The organism is Snodgrassella sp. W8135, from assembly GCF_016101225.1.
GTDB lineage: Bacteria > Pseudomonadota > Gammaproteobacteria > Burkholderiales > Neisseriaceae > Snodgrassella > Snodgrassella alvi.
In genome coordinates this window covers 84,687-101,644 of sequence record NZ_JACFQX010000002.1, presented here as the reverse complement: position 1 = coordinate 101,644, position 16,958 = coordinate 84,687, and the positions used below count along the sequence as shown (strand labels likewise).

Sequence of the window (16,958 nt, the reverse complement as noted above, 5' to 3'; positions counted from 1 at the left end):
TGAGTCTCCCTTATTCTTTCCTGATTAACGCCCTACACGTGCCTGCAGGTCAGCAGGATAACGCTCACCCACAATAGAAACACGCTCCAGAGCCTGATTAATTTCAGCAACATCACTGGCAGTTAGCTGAATGTCGGCCGCAGCCAGATTTTCCTGAAGTCTGTCTGGTCTGGTAGTGCCCGGAATCGGAACAATCCATGGTTTTTGTGCCAGCAGCCATGCCAGCGCAATCTGAGCCGGAGTAACCTGATGAGCCTGAGCCAGTTTATTGATCAGAGTGTTCAGGTTTTCATTTGCTGCCAGTGCTTCAGGAGTAAAGCGCGGTACACGCCGGCGGAAATCATCGGCGGTAAATACAGTAGATGAATTAATGGTACCGGTTAAAAAGCCTTTACCCAGCGGGCTGAACGGTACCAGACCAATTCCCAGCTCCTGCAGCAATGGCAAAATTTCTTTTTCCGGCTCCCGCCACCACATTGAATACTCACTTTGCAACGCAGTCAGAGGCTGTACTGCATGAGCTCGGCGAATGGTAGCAGCACCGGCTTCAGACAAACCAAAATGTTTTACCTTTCCCTCAGCAATCAAATCCTTAACCGTACCGGCAACATCTTCAATCGGTACATCAGGGTCGACCCGATGCTGATACAATAAATCAATCACATCTGTTTGCAGCCGCCGCAATGAACCTTCGACTGCCTGACGAATATGCTCCGGACGGCTGTTTAAAATCTGCTGTTTATTATCATCACCAAACGTAAAACCAAACTTAGTGGCAATCACTACCTGTTGCCGGTAAGGTTTCAAAGCCTCACCGACTAATTCTTCGTTCAGATAAGGACCATAGACTTCTGCCGTATCAAAAAAAGTCACACCCTGTGCCACAGCAGAACGAATCAGCTCAATGGCTTTTCCGGTTTCTGTTGCCGCACCATATCCGAAACTCAGCCCCATACATCCCAGCCCCAAAGCAGAAACGGCCAGACGGCTACTGCCTAAATAACGTTGTTGCATCGTACTATTCCTTTTGTGATTAATTGCAGAAACAGCATAGTCTTTGCAGGCTACAGGATTAAGAGGTCTGAATTACTAAGGTTAATTAATACTATTCATAAATAATCAACCTGCCTTTTCATCAGTCAAAAAAAGCGCCTGACAAATCAGCAGGCGCTCAGCGGTATATTTCAGACGTAAATACTATCTTTTCCAAATACCTTTATCAGCAATAATTTTCAGAAAATACTGATTTATTTGTCAGCTTAATCAGCCCAGTATTTTTTCTTTGAAGTTTTACCGATACCCGGATTAAAGCTATTGGTAGGATCCAGCTTCCGGTAGAATTGCTTTAAAGCCGGTTTGGCATGATACAAATGACCAACATTGTGCTCAGCCGGATACTGGGCTCCACGCTGATCAAGTAATACCAGCATCTCATCTTCAACTTTGTTGCAATCGGTGCCTTTACGGGCAATATAATCCTGATGGAAAACATGACAGAAAAAGTGGCCATAATACATTTTATGGATGAAATGCTGATTAATACTGTCAGGCAGGGTTTCAAACCATTCGCTGTCATTACGCCGTAAAGCCACATCCAGTGCAACAATATTTTCTACCGTATCGCTATGCACATTACGATAGGTAGTCGCTGCGCCGGCTGCGGCAAAACGATGCAGCATTGCTGCTTCGGCCTCTTTTTCATTACAGCGGAAATAACTACCGGTTTTCTGCTGGAAAAAAGTATTCAGAAATGCTTCTGCTTCCTCAATACCGTCATCAGCCATTTTCAGAATCAGATGGTGTTCGTAACGGTCGCGGTAATCACGAATGGACTGAGGTAAATGCTGCGGCAGAAATTTACACATAAATACCGCAAAATGGTCAGAAAAATTCTTCGGAAAAAACGGAATTTTCGCCATGATACGATCAACAAAATTCTTAAAGGCAAACAGACGCGGCATGGCATCAGTACCGAATTTTTGAATGGCAACAAAAGTATCTTTACCATATGCCGCAGCAATATCAAAAGCCTCACGGTGCATGTACTCACCGGAAACCGGCAGATTTTTAAACTTGCTGAGAATATGGCGGCGAATATCATCCAGCTCGTGGGTATCATTACTGCCGATATAGAAAACCGCAGATTTTTTCTCCAGCGGGAAAGTATCCAGACGAACAGCAAAGACCATTAGACGTCCGGCGCTGCCGGAAGCTTCATAATGCCGTGCCGGATCGGCATTAAAACGTGCCGGCGTATCTGCATCTATTTCGCGTACATGGTTGCGGTATTCGTGGTCATGTCCCATACCGGCATCATGTTTGATATCTTGATCGCTGTATTTATGATTTTGCAGATTCTGTAAAATAGTTTCCGGTTCATCGCCCAGTTCGATACCAAGATGATTTACCAGATGCAACTGACCGTTTTCATCCAGTTGAGCAAACACTGCCATCTGTGTATAAGCCGGACCGCGCTGAATCAGCGCACCGCCTGAATTGTTACATACTCCGCCCATCACGGAGGCACCAATACAGGATGAACCGATAACCGAATGCGGACCACGCTGATATTGTTTCAGCTCTTTTTCCAGATGGAACAGTGTGCTCCCGGGCAGACAGACTACCTGTTCGCCATTTTCAATCACCTGAATACCATCCAGCCGGCGTGTGCTGACAATAACAATCGGGCGATCATAATCATTACCATCCGGTGTCGAACCACCTGTCAGACCGGTATTGGCAGACTGAGTGATAACTATCACATCAGCTTCAACACAGGCTTTTAATACCCGCCACTGCTCCACCAGTGTACCCGGTATCACAACAGCCAGCGCATCACCAACTCCGAAACGAATACCCTGACGGTAAGGCAGAGTACGTGCGGGATCAGTCAGAGTATATTCATGCCCGACAATTCCCTGTAATGTGTGAACGAGGTCGGTATGTGTATTAATACCCATACTGCTTCTCCCTTTATTATGTAGTGACTTATTCCTAATTAATACAAACCATTTTAGAACAGTTATATATTAACGGAAAGATTTTTAACATATCTGATGTATATCAGGCTTCAGGCAAAAAACCACCGCTCTGCCGTTGCCACAGCATAGCATAAACACCATTTTTTGCCAGCAGCTCACTATGTGTGCCCTGCTCAACTATCTGCCCTTTATCCATCACAATCAGCCGATCCATTGCAGCAATCGTTGACAGCCGGTGAGCAATTGCCACAACCGTTTTGCCCTGCATTAACCGGGTGAGATTTTCCTGAATGGCGGCCTCTACTTCAGAATCCAGAGCACTAGTGGCTTCATCCAGCAGCAGAATCGGCGCATCTTTCAGAATTACACGGGCTATGGCAATCCGCTGGCGCTGTCCGCCAGACAGCTTCACACCGCGCTCACCCACATGTGCATCATATCCATGTCTTGCTTTAGAGTCTTCCAGTGACGGGATGAAACCATCCGCTGCTGCCTGCTGTGCTGCCCGTATCATTTCTTCATCAGAGGCATCCGGACGCCCGTAAACTATATTGTCACGTACCGAACGGTGCAGCAGAGAAGTATCCTGTGTCACCAGCCCCAGTGCTGCACGCAGACTGTCCTGTGTTACATCGCGGATATCCTGCCCGTCAATCAGAATACGCCCGCCCTGTACATCATAAAAACGCAGCAGCAGATTGGTCAGTGTCGTTTTACCAGCGCCGCTGCGTCCGACCAGACCCACTTTTTCTCCCGCGCGGATATGCAGGTTAAAATCGCGCAGCAGCGGTTTATCCTCACTGTAAGAAAAATTTACATGCTCAAAATCAATCGCACCCTGATTAACTGTTAACGGCAGTGCCTTAGGTTTATCAACAATAGCATGCGGACGGGATAGTATCTTCATACCATCTTCAACCGTACCGATATTTTCAAACAGACGCGCACTTTCCCACATTACCCAGCGTGAAAGACCATTAATCCGTGAGGCCATGGCTGTCGCTGTGGCAATAGCACCGACACCCACCTGCCCCTGCATCCACAGCCAGATACCCAGACCGGCAGAACCGACTACCAGTAAAGTATTAATCATGGTGCTCAGACTATCCAGCAGAGTTGCCAGACGCATCTGCGCATTCACGGTTACTAGAAATTCCTGCATTGATGCTTTAGCATAGGCAGCTTCACGCGCACTGTGTGAAAACAGCTTCACCGTAGCAATATTGGTATAGGCATCAGTAATACGACCGGTCATCAGACTGCGGGCATCTGCCTGCCTCTGAGCAGTTTTAGACAGCCTAGGAATCAGAAATCTGAGTACCATGACAAACAGCACTATCCACAGAATAAAAGGCAGCAATAACCAGCTGTCCATACCGGCAAGTATTACCCCGCTGGTAACAAAATAAACCAGTACATAAACCAGCATATTAGCCACAGACATTACCGTATCACGTACTGCAAGCGCGGTTTGCATTACCTTGGCAGAAACCCTTCCGGCAAATTCATCCTGATAAAAACCCATACTCTGCCCGAGCATCAGGCGGTGGAAATTCCAGCGCAGGCGCATCGGAAAGGCGCCCTGAAGAGTCTGAAACTGTACATTGGAAGAAAAAAATGACCAAATAATACTGAATATCAGCACAGCAGCCATCAGCAGCAGTTCATGTCCTTTTTCCGGCCATAACCTGTCTGGTGAATAAGCGCCAAGCCAGTCGATTACCGTACCAAGGAAGCGAAATACCAGAGCCTCCAGAATACCGGTACCTATGGTCATGACAACCATCAACAGCAGCCAGAGGCGTGCTCCTTCCAGACAACTCCAGATAAACGGTAACACACCTTTTTTCGGCGGTTGCGGAAGCATATCCGGATAAGTATCAATGCGGTTTTCAAACCAGCTGAAAAATCGGTTCAGTAACATATTGCGCGGGCTTTCTGCATAGGTGAGCCATAGCGGCTGTACCTGCAAATACGGCAGCCAGAAAAATAATAAGACAAATCATTATACATAATCTGAAATATAAATCAGCTATCAGCGGTTTGTGTTAGAATCCTGCAGGCACATCAGCATACCAGACAGTCGCTGTGCATAATATACATGCATGGAGGAAAGTCCGGGCTCCACAGAGCAGAATGCCGGCTAACAGCCGGGCGTCGTGAGGCGACGGAAAGTGGAACAGAAAGCATAACCGCCGATGGCTGTGGGAAACCACAGCACAGGTAAGGGTGAAATGGTGCGGTAAGAGCGCACCGTGCCGTTGGTAACAACGTGTAGCAGGCTAAACCCCATTCGGAGCAAGACCAAACAGAATGCACTGACGCTGCTCGCCGAGCATTCGGGTAGGTTGCTAGAGCGGCACAGTAATGTGCCGCCCAGATGAATGACTGTCCGAGACAGAACCCGGCTTATCGGTTGTCTGATGTGCCCCTCAGCATAATGGTTATTCACACAGTTGTAGCCGTTTTTCCGGCTCTTTAGCACTCATTGATTATTCGGCATTCCCATGGCACCGGATATCAAAGAAAAACATAAAGTAAAAACAAGTTAGTTATCTATTGTTATCATTCATTGAACAATCTGATTAATTTATTTTTGACCATCCCCTGCATCAAGCGAAAGATGGAGAATCTGATACAGATTCTGATTATTTATGGCTGGTTGGTCTTTAAAAAAAGTAAATGCGGCATAACGCCATTTATCCGGATTATAAATAATCACTTTACCAGTTTTATTTTTATACTCAGCACTTTGAAAAGAAAAATCTCTTAACCGTACTTGTTCTGCTATAGAAAAATTTTCTTCTGATACATACCGGCTTTGTGAGAAATCATTTGTCAATTCCACTTCTGCTGTAATACCAATATTGATTTTTTGCCAGCCAAAAGAATTAATAATATTGTCAAAATAGCCTTCGAAAATAAATTTATTCATTCCTTTGGTTTGTTTCCAAAGATAAAGAGGACAATATCCATTGCCTGTGTTGCCACTCTTTTTATCAGAAATTATATAAGCCTTAAATAATAAATCTTCAAAGCCATCTGTTTTAAAACCATTATTTTGAATACGATCTTTGATAATATTCATATCATAATCGGCTGGTAAACTAATTTTATATTGCATAGCCTGCATGCTAAATTCCCGCTTTAAACAATGTAATTCAGTTTATAAATTTAATTAAATTTTGAATAATTCTAATCTGCGATTGAGTTATCAGAAAAAATGATAGGTCTTTACAACATATGAATTTCAAAGGATTATTGATTTTTAAAACAGTTTATGACGTTAAAAGTCTTAATAAAGCAGCAAAAATTTTAGGCTATTCACAATCTAATCTGACCGCACATCTGAAAAAGATGGAACATGAATTACGGGCAACGCTTTTTATCCGTAGTTTTGATGGAATGAAACCAACAGCACAAGGCCATCAGTTTTATGCTTTTAGCAATTCAACACTGGAAAAATTTGCACAAATAAAATTATCATTTAAATCTGTTAAACCTTTATTATTAATTTCAGAACTTCTGTTTCAGTTTATTGTTATTGAAAAGACTGAATATCAAATAGAATCAACAGATATTGTTATTAAAAAAACCTGTGAAATAGAAAATGAAATTAATCAGCACAATTATGATAAAGTCATTACTTTTAAAAAATTTAAGCATAAAGATTATGATTTAACAGAAACCGGATATTTACCTGTTACCTTTTTAAAAAGTTCCGAAGTTACTACTCATCTGCATTTACCTGTCTTGATTAACAACGATGCAGATTGTCCCTTACGTGCCAAAACTTTAGCCATATATCCGCAGCTGACTAATATTATTACCATTGATTCGCTCAGCCAGCTGTTAAATCTTGTTGAAAAGGGGCAGGCAGTAGCACTATTGCCCGTATTCTTTGCGCAGGATAAACTTACACCACTTGATACTCACCAGTATCTGATTGACTATTTTTGTTATCAGCATCAATCAGTTTAAAAAATTTAATATCATATTAAGTTTACTATCACTACCCGGACCTTATTCACCGGTTAAGTCAGTTAATAAACCATCTGCTGTGAACTGAATACGTCTGTATGGATTTTTACTGCTACAGCCTGCATGTCCGCACATCTGAATAGTGCCTTACCGATAAAATTACCACTAAATAGGCGCAGAAATTATCTAAACAGGTACAAGGTTATGGCCTGATATTTATCCCGATTGGATTGATAATATCACCAGTCAAAATTCTTAAATTTTGATTTATATCATTCTATTTTTTATAGAAATAACATAATATCTATAAAATAAAACAGATATTTACATTCTTATATTCTCCAGTAACGCCTAATGCCGGATAACTATTGAATTCTTACTTTTTAAACCCAGAGATAGCCAAATGCAAAAAATCTTTATAGCTACTATTTTCATTATCTGTCAGCTAATCTCTTACTCAACATTAGCACTATCTGTGTACTACCCACCCATCTATCAAGTTAAAGCATCTGATTTTATAGAAAAATTCAATACTTTAAATATACAATATCGATATAATCTGAAACCTATTAAAAAAAGCGAGGAGACTCTATCTGAATATGACCTTGCACCTCATATCAACCTCACAATGCATAGAAACAGCTGGGATGAGTTGATAACACAACTTAAACTTAACTGTGACCAATCCTCGAATAATAAATCAGCCGATATGAATAAATGTCAGCAATCTATTCAGCTTGTTAGTCAGGCATTTGATCCTGATTTTGTGCTTAGCGACTTCGAGCGTAATAAAGTATGTGAATCCGTACATAAAACGTCATGGCCAGCTGGATCCAGTGGCAAGGTAAAATCATGTTCCTATGTGTTCAATGATGTTTTGTACAAACAGGAGCATGATCTGGACGACCAATCTTTACGCTTTATCATTTATCTGCTTATCATTTCTCCGCGTCTTGAAGATTTGTCTTAGCACTGATTATTAAATAATTTAAATATGAATAACTATAATGAATAAGATCGGATAACTGGTCTTTTAGGATTAATGCTAGTTACTATCACGTTTAATAATTAATCCCAAAGGGAATCATGGGATAAACAATACCAGATGGGGCAGATTGAATATTCTCAATCCTAAGCCTGATATATAAATAGATTTAAAATATACAGACAGTTTTATACCTGCAATTTGTACTGCTAATTGTGTTTAATCTCTTTATTTGAATAAAATTTATTCAGATGAAGTGAAAATTTTGGTTGTTTCTTTTACATCACCAGAGAAAATTTTATGCCGGATAATCACTACTAAATACTGTTAAATCTCAGGCTGCATCAACTCAGAAGGAGTATTTTGCATAGCCTGAATAATCAATGTAGATATAATTTAATTATTTGTCCGCTCAGTAACAGACTTTACATTAACAGTAGTTTTATGTCAGGCTTGGCTATTGTTTAATTATCGGTATCAGCATGCACACGCGCCAGTTTTTGTCTTTATATGGTTCTATTTTTTTTCTGTTTTCCGGTTACGGGCTTTTTCTGAATTCTGCCGGGGTAAAGCTGACCCAAATGGGAGTCAGCAATATTACCATCGGTGTGCTGAATGCTGCCTTTTTTATTGGTGGTACGATTTCTGCTATTGTTTCTCACCGGATTATTTCACGCGTAGGACATATCCGCAGCTTCAGCGTATTTGGTGCATTGTTTGCTATTGCCGCTCTCGCCCATCTGATGGTAGAACAGTTGTGGATGTGGGGGATTTTGCGTGCAGTACTGGGTTTTTGTCACTATAGCTTATTAATGGTAGTGGAAAGCTGGTTTACAGCACGCAGCGTTCCTCAGAACCGCGCCAAGATTCTGGCTCTGTACGAAGTAGTATATTACATGTCGTCAGCAACCAGCGTTCTGCTGCTAAGTCTGAATATGACCAGTAATAACATTTTTACACTGGCTGCTATTCTGGTGATTGCCGCCACGTTACCGGTAGGGCTGACCCGTATGCAGCAACCGGAAATTCCTAAACGTGAACGTATCAGCCTGCCGCATGTCTTTTCTATCGTCCCACTGGCATGGATAGCCTGTTTTATGGCAGGGATTTTTATTAATGGCTTTTTCACCATGGGCTCGGTATTTATGCTGAAACTGGGCTACAGTCTGCCTGAAGTATCTCTGTTTCTGGGTTCTGCAATGATTGGAGGGTTTACCATCCAATTATTTATTGCCTGGCTGTCAAATAAATTCGGGCGCCCGCGTACTATTTTCGGCTGTGCCTGTGTGGCTGCGGTAGCAGCAATCAGTGGCATGCTGTTGTTATTGGTGTTGCCGGGTAATATCTGGGCTCAGTGCGTGATTGCACTGGCTATCGGTTGTAGCGGCTTTCCGATGTATGCACTGGGGCTGGCACGCGCCAATGATGTTTTACCTGCCAATATGAATACAGTGGAAGTAAATCGCTGTCTGCTGTTTGTTTATGGTTTGGGCTCACTGGTGGCACCACTGATTCTGGGTTCAGTTATGCAGCTGTTCAATCATTTCGGCTTCTATAGTGTATATGCGATTATCGCAACCATTCTGGCAGTATATGCGTATATGCAGCCGGCTGTCCCTGTTTCAGAACGCAGTGTTTATGTGCCGGTATCCGGCAATGTTGGTCCGATGACCGCCGAGCTTGACCCGCGCAACAATGATGCTACTGACACACCGTACGATGCCCAAAGTGCAGAACAGCATATTCATGAAACTTTGCAGAATACTGATACGCAGGATCAGCCGGATAAATAACTATTTGCAAAGCAAGCAATATATCGCATAAACCATACTGCCCGGATCACTGAATTGTTCCGGGCAGAAATTATTGTTGTATTTAAATCCTGAATTATCTGTATCTGAAAGTGATACAACCAGTTGTCGCACCCTAGAAAAATTTGTTTGAACGTTTATTCTTTCAGCCACGAAAATTTACGCCGGCCTAAAGCAATAAATGGTTTTTCAATATACTGAAATGTCAGGGTACAGATAGTCAGTAAAATCAACAATACTGCTGTAGAGACTAATGTGTATTGTGTGCGATTCAAAACAAGATTTTGTACGGCAATATATTTATTCATGCCATACCAGGCTAAACCATGAAGTAGATAAATACTATAGCTGGCATCTCCCAGACGTACGAATCCTCTCAGTTTTAATAAGCCAAAAAGATCACCACCCATAGTGATGAAGATAAATAGCAAAGCCATTACCGGCAAATAAACAATATTGTAAATTCTATCTGCAACTGCAAGCATAAATACGACTGTTAATATTATTCCAATATCACAAATGTATTTGGGTATTTGAATTTTTTCAGGTAATTTTCTTGCCAAAGCTCCAATAGCAAAATATGCAATATATACTGCATAATTTTGATTATATTGAGAAATAAAATATGTACAGATAACTAATATTGTTAAACTTAATTTTAATAAACCTATTTTATTGCGTAATATACAAATAACGGGTAACGAAAAATAAAATCCCCACTCCCAGAATAATGTCCATGTGACCCCGGCATTGATCAAATTAGAATTTTCCAAACCAAATAAAGGCGGTTTATTACCGGTAATACCTGCATCAAACCAATAATAAAAAGTATTGAACAATTGATCAGTATTAATATTATCTTTCTGGATAAAAAAAGCAAAAATAATGCAGCATATAGATGAAAGATAAAAAACAGGTGCAATGCGAAAAAAACGCTTCTGATAAAACATTATCCATGAAGTAGGCTGTGTACAGGCAAACAGAAAACCGGAAATCATAAAAAATATGGCCACCCCAAGACCACCCATATTCATAACAATTGGATAGTTAGGACGATTTATTTCATCTGACCACGCCTGTCCATGAAAATAGAAATAACAAAGAAGATAGTGAAATAGTGCAACTATAAATGCTAAAAAGAATCTTAATCCGTCTAAATGCTTTACTCTGTTAACTTGACTGTTCTCATCCATAAAACTAAAAAGTCTTGAACCAAATAATAGTCCTATAAGCAATATCAGCCCAAACATCCATAAAATGAATTTATATTGAATTAGCATTTATAATTCTTCAAATTAAGATTTGTTTTTTAAATATTTTTTATAATAAACCAATTTTAACATATAAAATTTGTTCAAAATTAAACTTTTTATTTCTAATGTTCTTTATATATATGAATAATAAATGCTTTTTGACTAAATAAATTCAAAACAAAATACTACTTTATTTTAGGTATACCGCTTTTGCTGACTTAATTTCATAAAGGGTTGCTCAATAAAAAGATAGCTTAATGTACATATCAGCATTAAGGTAATAAATACCACGGTAGCAAGCAAGGTATAGCCTGTTTTCTCCAGATGAATTTCATTTATTTGAATAATTTTATTCATACAGAACCAGCCAATACCATGTAATAAATAAATACTGTAGCTGGCATCACCGAGCCGTATAAAAGCTTTTAGCCGTAACAGCCCGAATATATCGCCACCGAGCGCAATCAGACCAAACAGCATTGCAAACAGTGGTAAAAAATTAATGTCATAGTTACCATTAGTAATACAAAAAATCAGTACCAGTAACAGCACGATACCGATATCACAGAATTTTTTAGATATCTGTACAGTTTCTGACAATATTCTGGCCAGTGCGCCTATGGCAAAACAGGCAATAAAATAAGCTTTTTGCTGATTAAATGGGGCAATCAGATAAACGGCAATAAATATTACGATTATTGCCAGAGGCAGTAAACCGGTTTTCGGGCGCAGAATACATATCAGTGGCAAGGAAAAATAAAATGCCCATTCCCAGTATAACGTCCAATATACACCTGCATTAATCAATCGGGCGTCCTGCATACCGAATAATCCTGGTTTAATGCCTGTAATACCGGCATCAAACCAGTAATACAGATTAAGCAGCATATCACGTGTAACCAGTGTATGCCTTTGTAAATACAGTGCAAGTAATATACAGCAGGCAGAAGACAAACAAAATACCGGTGCAATGCGCAGCAGACGCTTCTGATAAAACTGTATCCACGAAACGGGTCCAGAATGCGCAAACAGATAACCTGAAAGCATGAAAAACAAAGTAACAGCGAATGCACCAAGACGCAGATTGAGCAGATTATGGACAAATACGGCCGGTGTCCATGGCTGGCCGTGCAAATAATAATAGCTGTAAACATAATGATGCATGGCTACACTGAAAGCTAATATAAAGCGCAGACCATCCAGTCGCTCTATCCGCCGGCTACCGGGATTATCCATAAATGCAAACAGCTTGGTTCGAAATACTGCCCAGCACAGTATTAATAATCCCAGCATCCAGCCAAACATTTGGTATGAAAAAAGCATAAAAATATTAACAATCAGTAGTAAACATAACCTGATATTAATGTTTTTTTACAGTATCTGTGAATCCGGTTTTAAGAATCAGGCCTGCTGTTAGTATACGTCACGCTGATAGCGTTGCTGCTGACGCAGCTCACTCAGATATTCATCAGCATCTTCAGAGCTGAGTTTACCCTGCTCAGTAACAATATCCAGCAGTGCCTGCTCAACGTCACGAGCCATTTTGCCGGCATCGCCGCAAACATAAATACGCGCTCCGCGCTGTAACCATTCCCAGATATCCTGTGCACGCTCCCGCAATTTATGCTGTACATAAACCTTTTCGTTTTCCTGACGGCTCCAGGCAAAATCGTAACGTGTCAGTAAACCGCTTTTACGGTATTGCAGCCACTCGGCCTGATAAAGAAAATCATCAGTAAATTTCTGATTACCGAAAAACAGCCAGTTTTCACCTGCGTCACCATTGGCATCACGCTGTTGCATGAATGCGCGAAACGGTGCAATACCTGTACCGGCACCAATCATGATAATGGGGGTATTACCATCTTCAGGTAAGCGGAAACGGTGATTTTCTTCAATAAATACGCGTACTGCCTCCCCTTCTGGCAAACGTTCACCGAGAAAACCGGACGCACCTCCCGTATATTGTCGCTCACGCTGAATAAAACGCACCACACCCACAGTCAGATGAACTTCCTCGCCAACTTCATCCTGACTTGAAGCAATTGAATACAGGCGCGGTGTAAGCGGACGAAATAAATCATGTAATGCCTGTGCATCAATTAAATGCGGATAGGCTGCCAGCACACTGACTGGCGGAGTAGTGGCAATAAACTGTTTCAAGACTGTACTGTCAGCTACGATTTCATCCAGTTCGGCATTTTGTATCTGCCGGGCATAGTTTTGCACCAGAGCAGGTGTATTCTGAGTGATATCCAGCTCATTCTGTAAAGCTTCTCCGATACTTATTTCACGTCCATCAGCCAGTCGAACCAGTGCATCGCTGTCTACCTGTGTATGCTGCAGAATTTCTTCTACCAGTGTGGCTGCATTCTGATAAAACACGCCCAGAGCATCCCCGGGCTGATAACGGATACCAGAACCGGTTAAATCGATTTCGATGTGTTCGACATCTTTGTTGGCTTCAGGTGTGGTGATCCGCTGGCGCAAACTTAAGGTGGCACTGAATGGTGCTGCTTTGGTAAATACCGCAGTTTGTGCAGCGACTACACTTTGCTGAACCTCATTACTTATGCTTGCGCTATTAGTGTTATTCAGCTCACTGATAAGAGCAATAATTTTATCCTGCCATGCTGCGGCACTGCCCTGATAGTCGACATCACAGTCTGTCCGTTCAGCCAGGCGCTGCGCACCCAGATGAGCTAGTTGATTATCAAAATCCTTAGCACACTGACAAAATTGCGGATAACTGCTGTCTCCCAGTCCGAGTACCGCAAAGTGAAGCTGATTAAGAGCCGGTGCTTTTTTACCAAACAGATATTTATATAGTGGTAAAGCTTCTTCCGGGGGTTCGCCTTCGCCCTGTGTTGACGTTACCAGCAAAAGAATATCTTCATTGGAGAGCTGCTTGATTTTATAGTCGCCGCTGGCGATTAAAGCTGCATTAATACCGGCAGCTTCAAGTTTCAGTTGCAGGCTTTCTGCCACACGACGTGCGTTACCAGTTTGTGAAGCGGATAAAACCAGTACTTTGCGTGCTGCAACCGGTTCTGCAACACCGGATACCGGCAACGCTGCCGGAAAAACCGTATTTTGCTGCTGACTGTTTGCCCATGCATAGCCGGACAGCCAGGCAAGTTGTGTTGGTGAAAGGCTGGCAAGCGATTGCAGCAATTCAGGGGAAATAGGTATGCTCATAGCTTGTGCTCGATAAAGTTATGATTAATGTAATTTTCAGACTGCAATAGATAGTCAGCCATACTAGCAAGCACAAAGTTTTTTGAGAAAGAAATGACGCTTATTTAGATAGAAGCAGTAAGAATATATAAAAAGGCAACCCTTCGGATTGCCTTGAATCGGATGGTCTGGCTTGCCTCCAGACTGTCCGGATTAGCGTTTAATACCGATTTCCGGAAAAGATTTACGCATCACTTCATCCAGATGGCTGGCTGAAGCACGCATTAAACCCTGCTCTTTTTCATTCAGCGGAATTTCAATTACCTGACGTATACCATGCCGGTCTAACACTGCCGGTGTACCAATATACATATCATTAACACCATACTGACCGTTCAAATAAGCAGAAACAGGTAAAATGGTATTTTCATCATCCAATAATGCGCGGCAGATACGTGCCAGAGCAGCACCGACACCATAGTAAGTAGCACCTTTAAGGCGAATAATATCGTAAGCGGCATTGACCACACGATCAGCAATAATATCCAGATCTGCTTCGGTAAAGCGCGGGTCACCTTTAATCCATTCTTCTATGGTCAGCCCGCCTACACTCAGGTGAGACCAGGCCGGAAACTCGGTGTCTCCGTGTTCACCCAGAATATATCCGCTTACTGTGCGCGGATCGACATTCAGTAAATACCCTACATATTTACACAAACGGGCGGAATCCAAAGATGTACCGGAACCGATTACCCGTTCTGCCGGAAAACCGGAAATTTTCCATGTAGCATAAGTCAGAATGTCAACCGGATTCGAAGCCACCAGAAAGATACCGTTAAAGCCAGACTCTACTATATGAGTGACAATGCTTTTAATGATATGCAGATTACGATTAACCAAATCCAGACGTGATTCACCGGGTTTTTGAGCAGCACCGGCAGTAATGACTACGATATCAGCATCAGCAGCATCACTGTAATCACCGGCGTAAATGTTTTTCGGATAAGTAAACAGTAATGCATCAGCAATATCTTTAGCATCACCATGTGCTTTATCACGGGCAACATCGACGATAACCAGTTCCTGACCGATACCTTGCAGGGTAGCAGCATAGGCAAAAGTGGAACCAACTGCACCGGCGCCGACCAGAACAATTTTCTGGTGATTTTTGGCATTAGTAGGCTGTAACATAAATCAACCTCGTTTCTATGGATAAATACAAAACTATATGAATTTATGCATAAATTGTAACAGATTATCATATACCATTTTTTTTATTTATTTATATTCATTATTCATTACAAATTTTGGTATATTAGGTCTATAAATATAATTTTATGTATATTTTTTGCCAGTTATATTGATATTTTCGTGAATTTAACATAATTATATTTAATTTTGAATAATATCTTTACGCTGGCAAATTCTATTTTATACTTGACTAAAAACCAAAATATTGATCTTTATTTATAGACTTTATTGATTATTGATATAGTTAGTTATAAAAAGTGGTTTCGAATTACTACTCGTAAGAACTATGTCAAATATTCATTTATTGTATTTATAATCTGCCTTTTTCTCTTAATGTTATCGCCATTCTAAAATAGAATAAATTATGGCCTTGCGAATACCAGGCTAGAGGCATCATAAAATTTTGCATTAAAGGTAAATTGAATAAATATCTATTTTTATGATCAAAGGAAGATTTATTCTTGATATTCGGAATATAAATACGGGTTATTTTAAAGATAAAGATGCTATGTTATCTGTAAGGTAACAATAGCAAATTAAATTAATTTTGAGTCATCTCTTTAACTAATAAAAAAAGCCATATACTATGGTATCAATAAGTTATTTTATTAATAGTGATGTGATGAAAAATTTAATTTGCTATAAAACGTTGCCAGTCTGGAATGCACAAACCTTACCGAAACAGTTTCGTGAACAGCATAATACGCAAACAGGTACCTGGGCAAAATTAAATATTATTAAAGGTTATGTGAATTTCGATATATTAACCGAACAGGGAGACATCATTTCTGAGCATGTTTTCAATACTCAGCAGCAACCACCTTTGATTCTACCGCAGCAATGGCACCGGATAGCTCAGGTATCGGATGATTTGCAATGCCAGCTGGCTTTTTATTGTCTGCCGGAAGATTACACTCAGAAAAAATATCAAATGACCAGAACGCACTCTGAAGTACTGGCAGTTAGTCAGCTCATTTCAGCAGGGAAAGTTTTGGATTTAGGTTGTGGTTCCGGTCGTAACTCACTCTATTTACAGTTACTGGGTTTTGATGTTGATTCGGTTGATAAATCAGAGGTGAGTATCAATAATTTACAAAGCATTATTGCTAAAGAACATTTATCCCATATCAATGCATCTGTTTATGATATAAATCAGGCTGATTTAACAGGTAATTACGATTTAATTATTTCAACAGTGGTAATGATGTTTCTACAGGCAGACAGAATTCCCGATATCATTCGCAATATGCAAATGATAACAAAACCGGGGGGATATAATTTAATTGTCAGTGCGATGTCCACTGACGATTTCCCTTGTACAGTCGGGTTTTCGTTTACTTTTAAAGAGAATGAATTGCGTAATTATTATCAGGACTGGAATATTCTGAAATACAATGAAGATGTTGGTGAACTGCATAAAACCGATAGTGATGGTAATCGAATAAAACTGCGATTTGCCACTTTACTGGCACAAAAAAAGTAATATCTCAGGATGTAGTTTAGTACAATTGAAAACATG

General features: G+C 40.8%; 12 protein-coding genes and 1 other RNA gene. 5 read left to right on the top strand and 8 right to left on the bottom strand.

The annotated features are described in order from the left end of the window. Positions 1 to 24: 24 nt before the first annotated feature. From H3T75_RS06505 to H3T75_RS06495, 3 genes are all read right to left on the bottom strand, one after another. The gene (locus tag H3T75_RS06505; protein WP_198211343.1) at positions 25 to 1,014 is read right to left on the bottom strand and encodes an aldo/keto reductase; all 990 of its coding nucleotides are present in this window, start codon (positions 1,012 to 1,014) and stop codon (positions 25 to 27) included. 245 nt (positions 1,015 to 1,259) lie between these two features. After that, positions 1,260 to 2,960, bottom strand: a complete 1,701-nt coding sequence (gene dld, locus H3T75_RS06500) for a D-lactate dehydrogenase (RefSeq protein ID WP_198211342.1) — start codon at positions 2,958 to 2,960, stop codon at positions 1,260 to 1,262. A 103-nt stretch (positions 2,961 to 3,063) separates the two neighbouring features. Next, a complete protein-coding gene (locus tag H3T75_RS06495) occupies positions 3,064 to 4,905 on the bottom strand; it encodes an ABC transporter ATP-binding protein (RefSeq protein ID WP_198211396.1) in 1,842 nt (613 codons plus the stop codon). A gap of 143 nt (positions 4,906 to 5,048) precedes the next feature. Here H3T75_RS06495 and rnpB point away from each other — a divergent pair. Then, an RNA gene (gene rnpB, locus H3T75_RS06490) (RNase P RNA component class A) lies at positions 5,049 to 5,409 on the top strand. Positions 5,410 to 5,571: 162 nt separating this feature from the next. Here rnpB and H3T75_RS06485 read toward each other — a convergent pair. Continuing rightward, the gene (locus H3T75_RS06485) at positions 5,572 to 6,114 is read right to left on the bottom strand and encodes a DUF4865 family protein (protein ID WP_198211341.1); all 543 of its coding nucleotides are present in this window, start codon (positions 6,112 to 6,114) and stop codon (positions 5,572 to 5,574) included. 110 nt (positions 6,115 to 6,224) lie between these two features. Between H3T75_RS06485 and H3T75_RS06480 the strand changes: the two genes are divergently transcribed. From H3T75_RS06480 to H3T75_RS06470, 3 genes are all read left to right on the top strand, one after another. Continuing rightward, on the top strand, positions 6,225 to 6,962 hold the full coding sequence (locus H3T75_RS06480; protein ID WP_198211340.1) for a LysR family transcriptional regulator: 738 nt from the start codon (positions 6,225 to 6,227) through the stop codon (positions 6,960 to 6,962). A gap of 709 nt (positions 6,963 to 7,671) precedes the next feature. Continuing rightward, positions 7,672 to 7,932, top strand: coding sequence for a hypothetical protein (locus H3T75_RS06475; protein WP_174830756.1), 261 nt, complete (start codon positions 7,672 to 7,674; stop codon positions 7,930 to 7,932). Between the two features lie 497 nt (positions 7,933 to 8,429). Further along, positions 8,430 to 9,740, top strand: coding sequence for an MFS transporter (locus H3T75_RS06470; protein ID WP_198211339.1), 1,311 nt, complete (start codon positions 8,430 to 8,432; stop codon positions 9,738 to 9,740). Between the two features lie 155 nt (positions 9,741 to 9,895). On the opposite strand, the gene H3T75_RS06465 is transcribed toward H3T75_RS06470, so the two are convergent. The 4 genes from H3T75_RS06465 to H3T75_RS06450 form a co-directional block, all read right to left on the bottom strand. Next, positions 9,896 to 11,038, bottom strand: coding sequence for an acyltransferase (locus H3T75_RS06465; protein ID WP_198211338.1), 1,143 nt, complete (start codon positions 11,036 to 11,038; stop codon positions 9,896 to 9,898). A gap of 168 nt (positions 11,039 to 11,206) precedes the next feature. Further along, positions 11,207 to 12,334 carry an acyltransferase gene (locus H3T75_RS06460; protein WP_084554585.1) on the bottom strand — a complete coding sequence of 376 codons (1,128 nt, stop codon included), beginning with the start codon at positions 12,332 to 12,334 and terminating at the stop codon, positions 11,207 to 11,209. 90 nt (positions 12,335 to 12,424) lie between these two features. Further along, complete coding sequence (locus tag H3T75_RS06455) at positions 12,425 to 14,209, bottom strand: assimilatory sulfite reductase (NADPH) flavoprotein subunit (RefSeq protein WP_198211337.1); 1,785 nt, start codon at positions 14,207 to 14,209, stop codon at positions 12,425 to 12,427. 192 nt (positions 14,210 to 14,401) lie between these two features. Further along, positions 14,402 to 15,379, bottom strand: a complete 978-nt coding sequence (locus tag H3T75_RS06450) for an L-lactate dehydrogenase (protein WP_025331749.1) — start codon at positions 15,377 to 15,379, stop codon at positions 14,402 to 14,404. A 682-nt stretch (positions 15,380 to 16,061) separates the two neighbouring features. Between H3T75_RS06450 and tehB the strand changes: the two genes are divergently transcribed. Beyond that, entirely contained in the window at positions 16,062 to 16,922 is an 861-nt protein-coding gene (gene tehB / locus H3T75_RS06445) for an SAM-dependent methyltransferase TehB (protein WP_232339936.1), read from the top strand. Positions 16,923 to 16,958 lie beyond the last annotated feature (36 nt).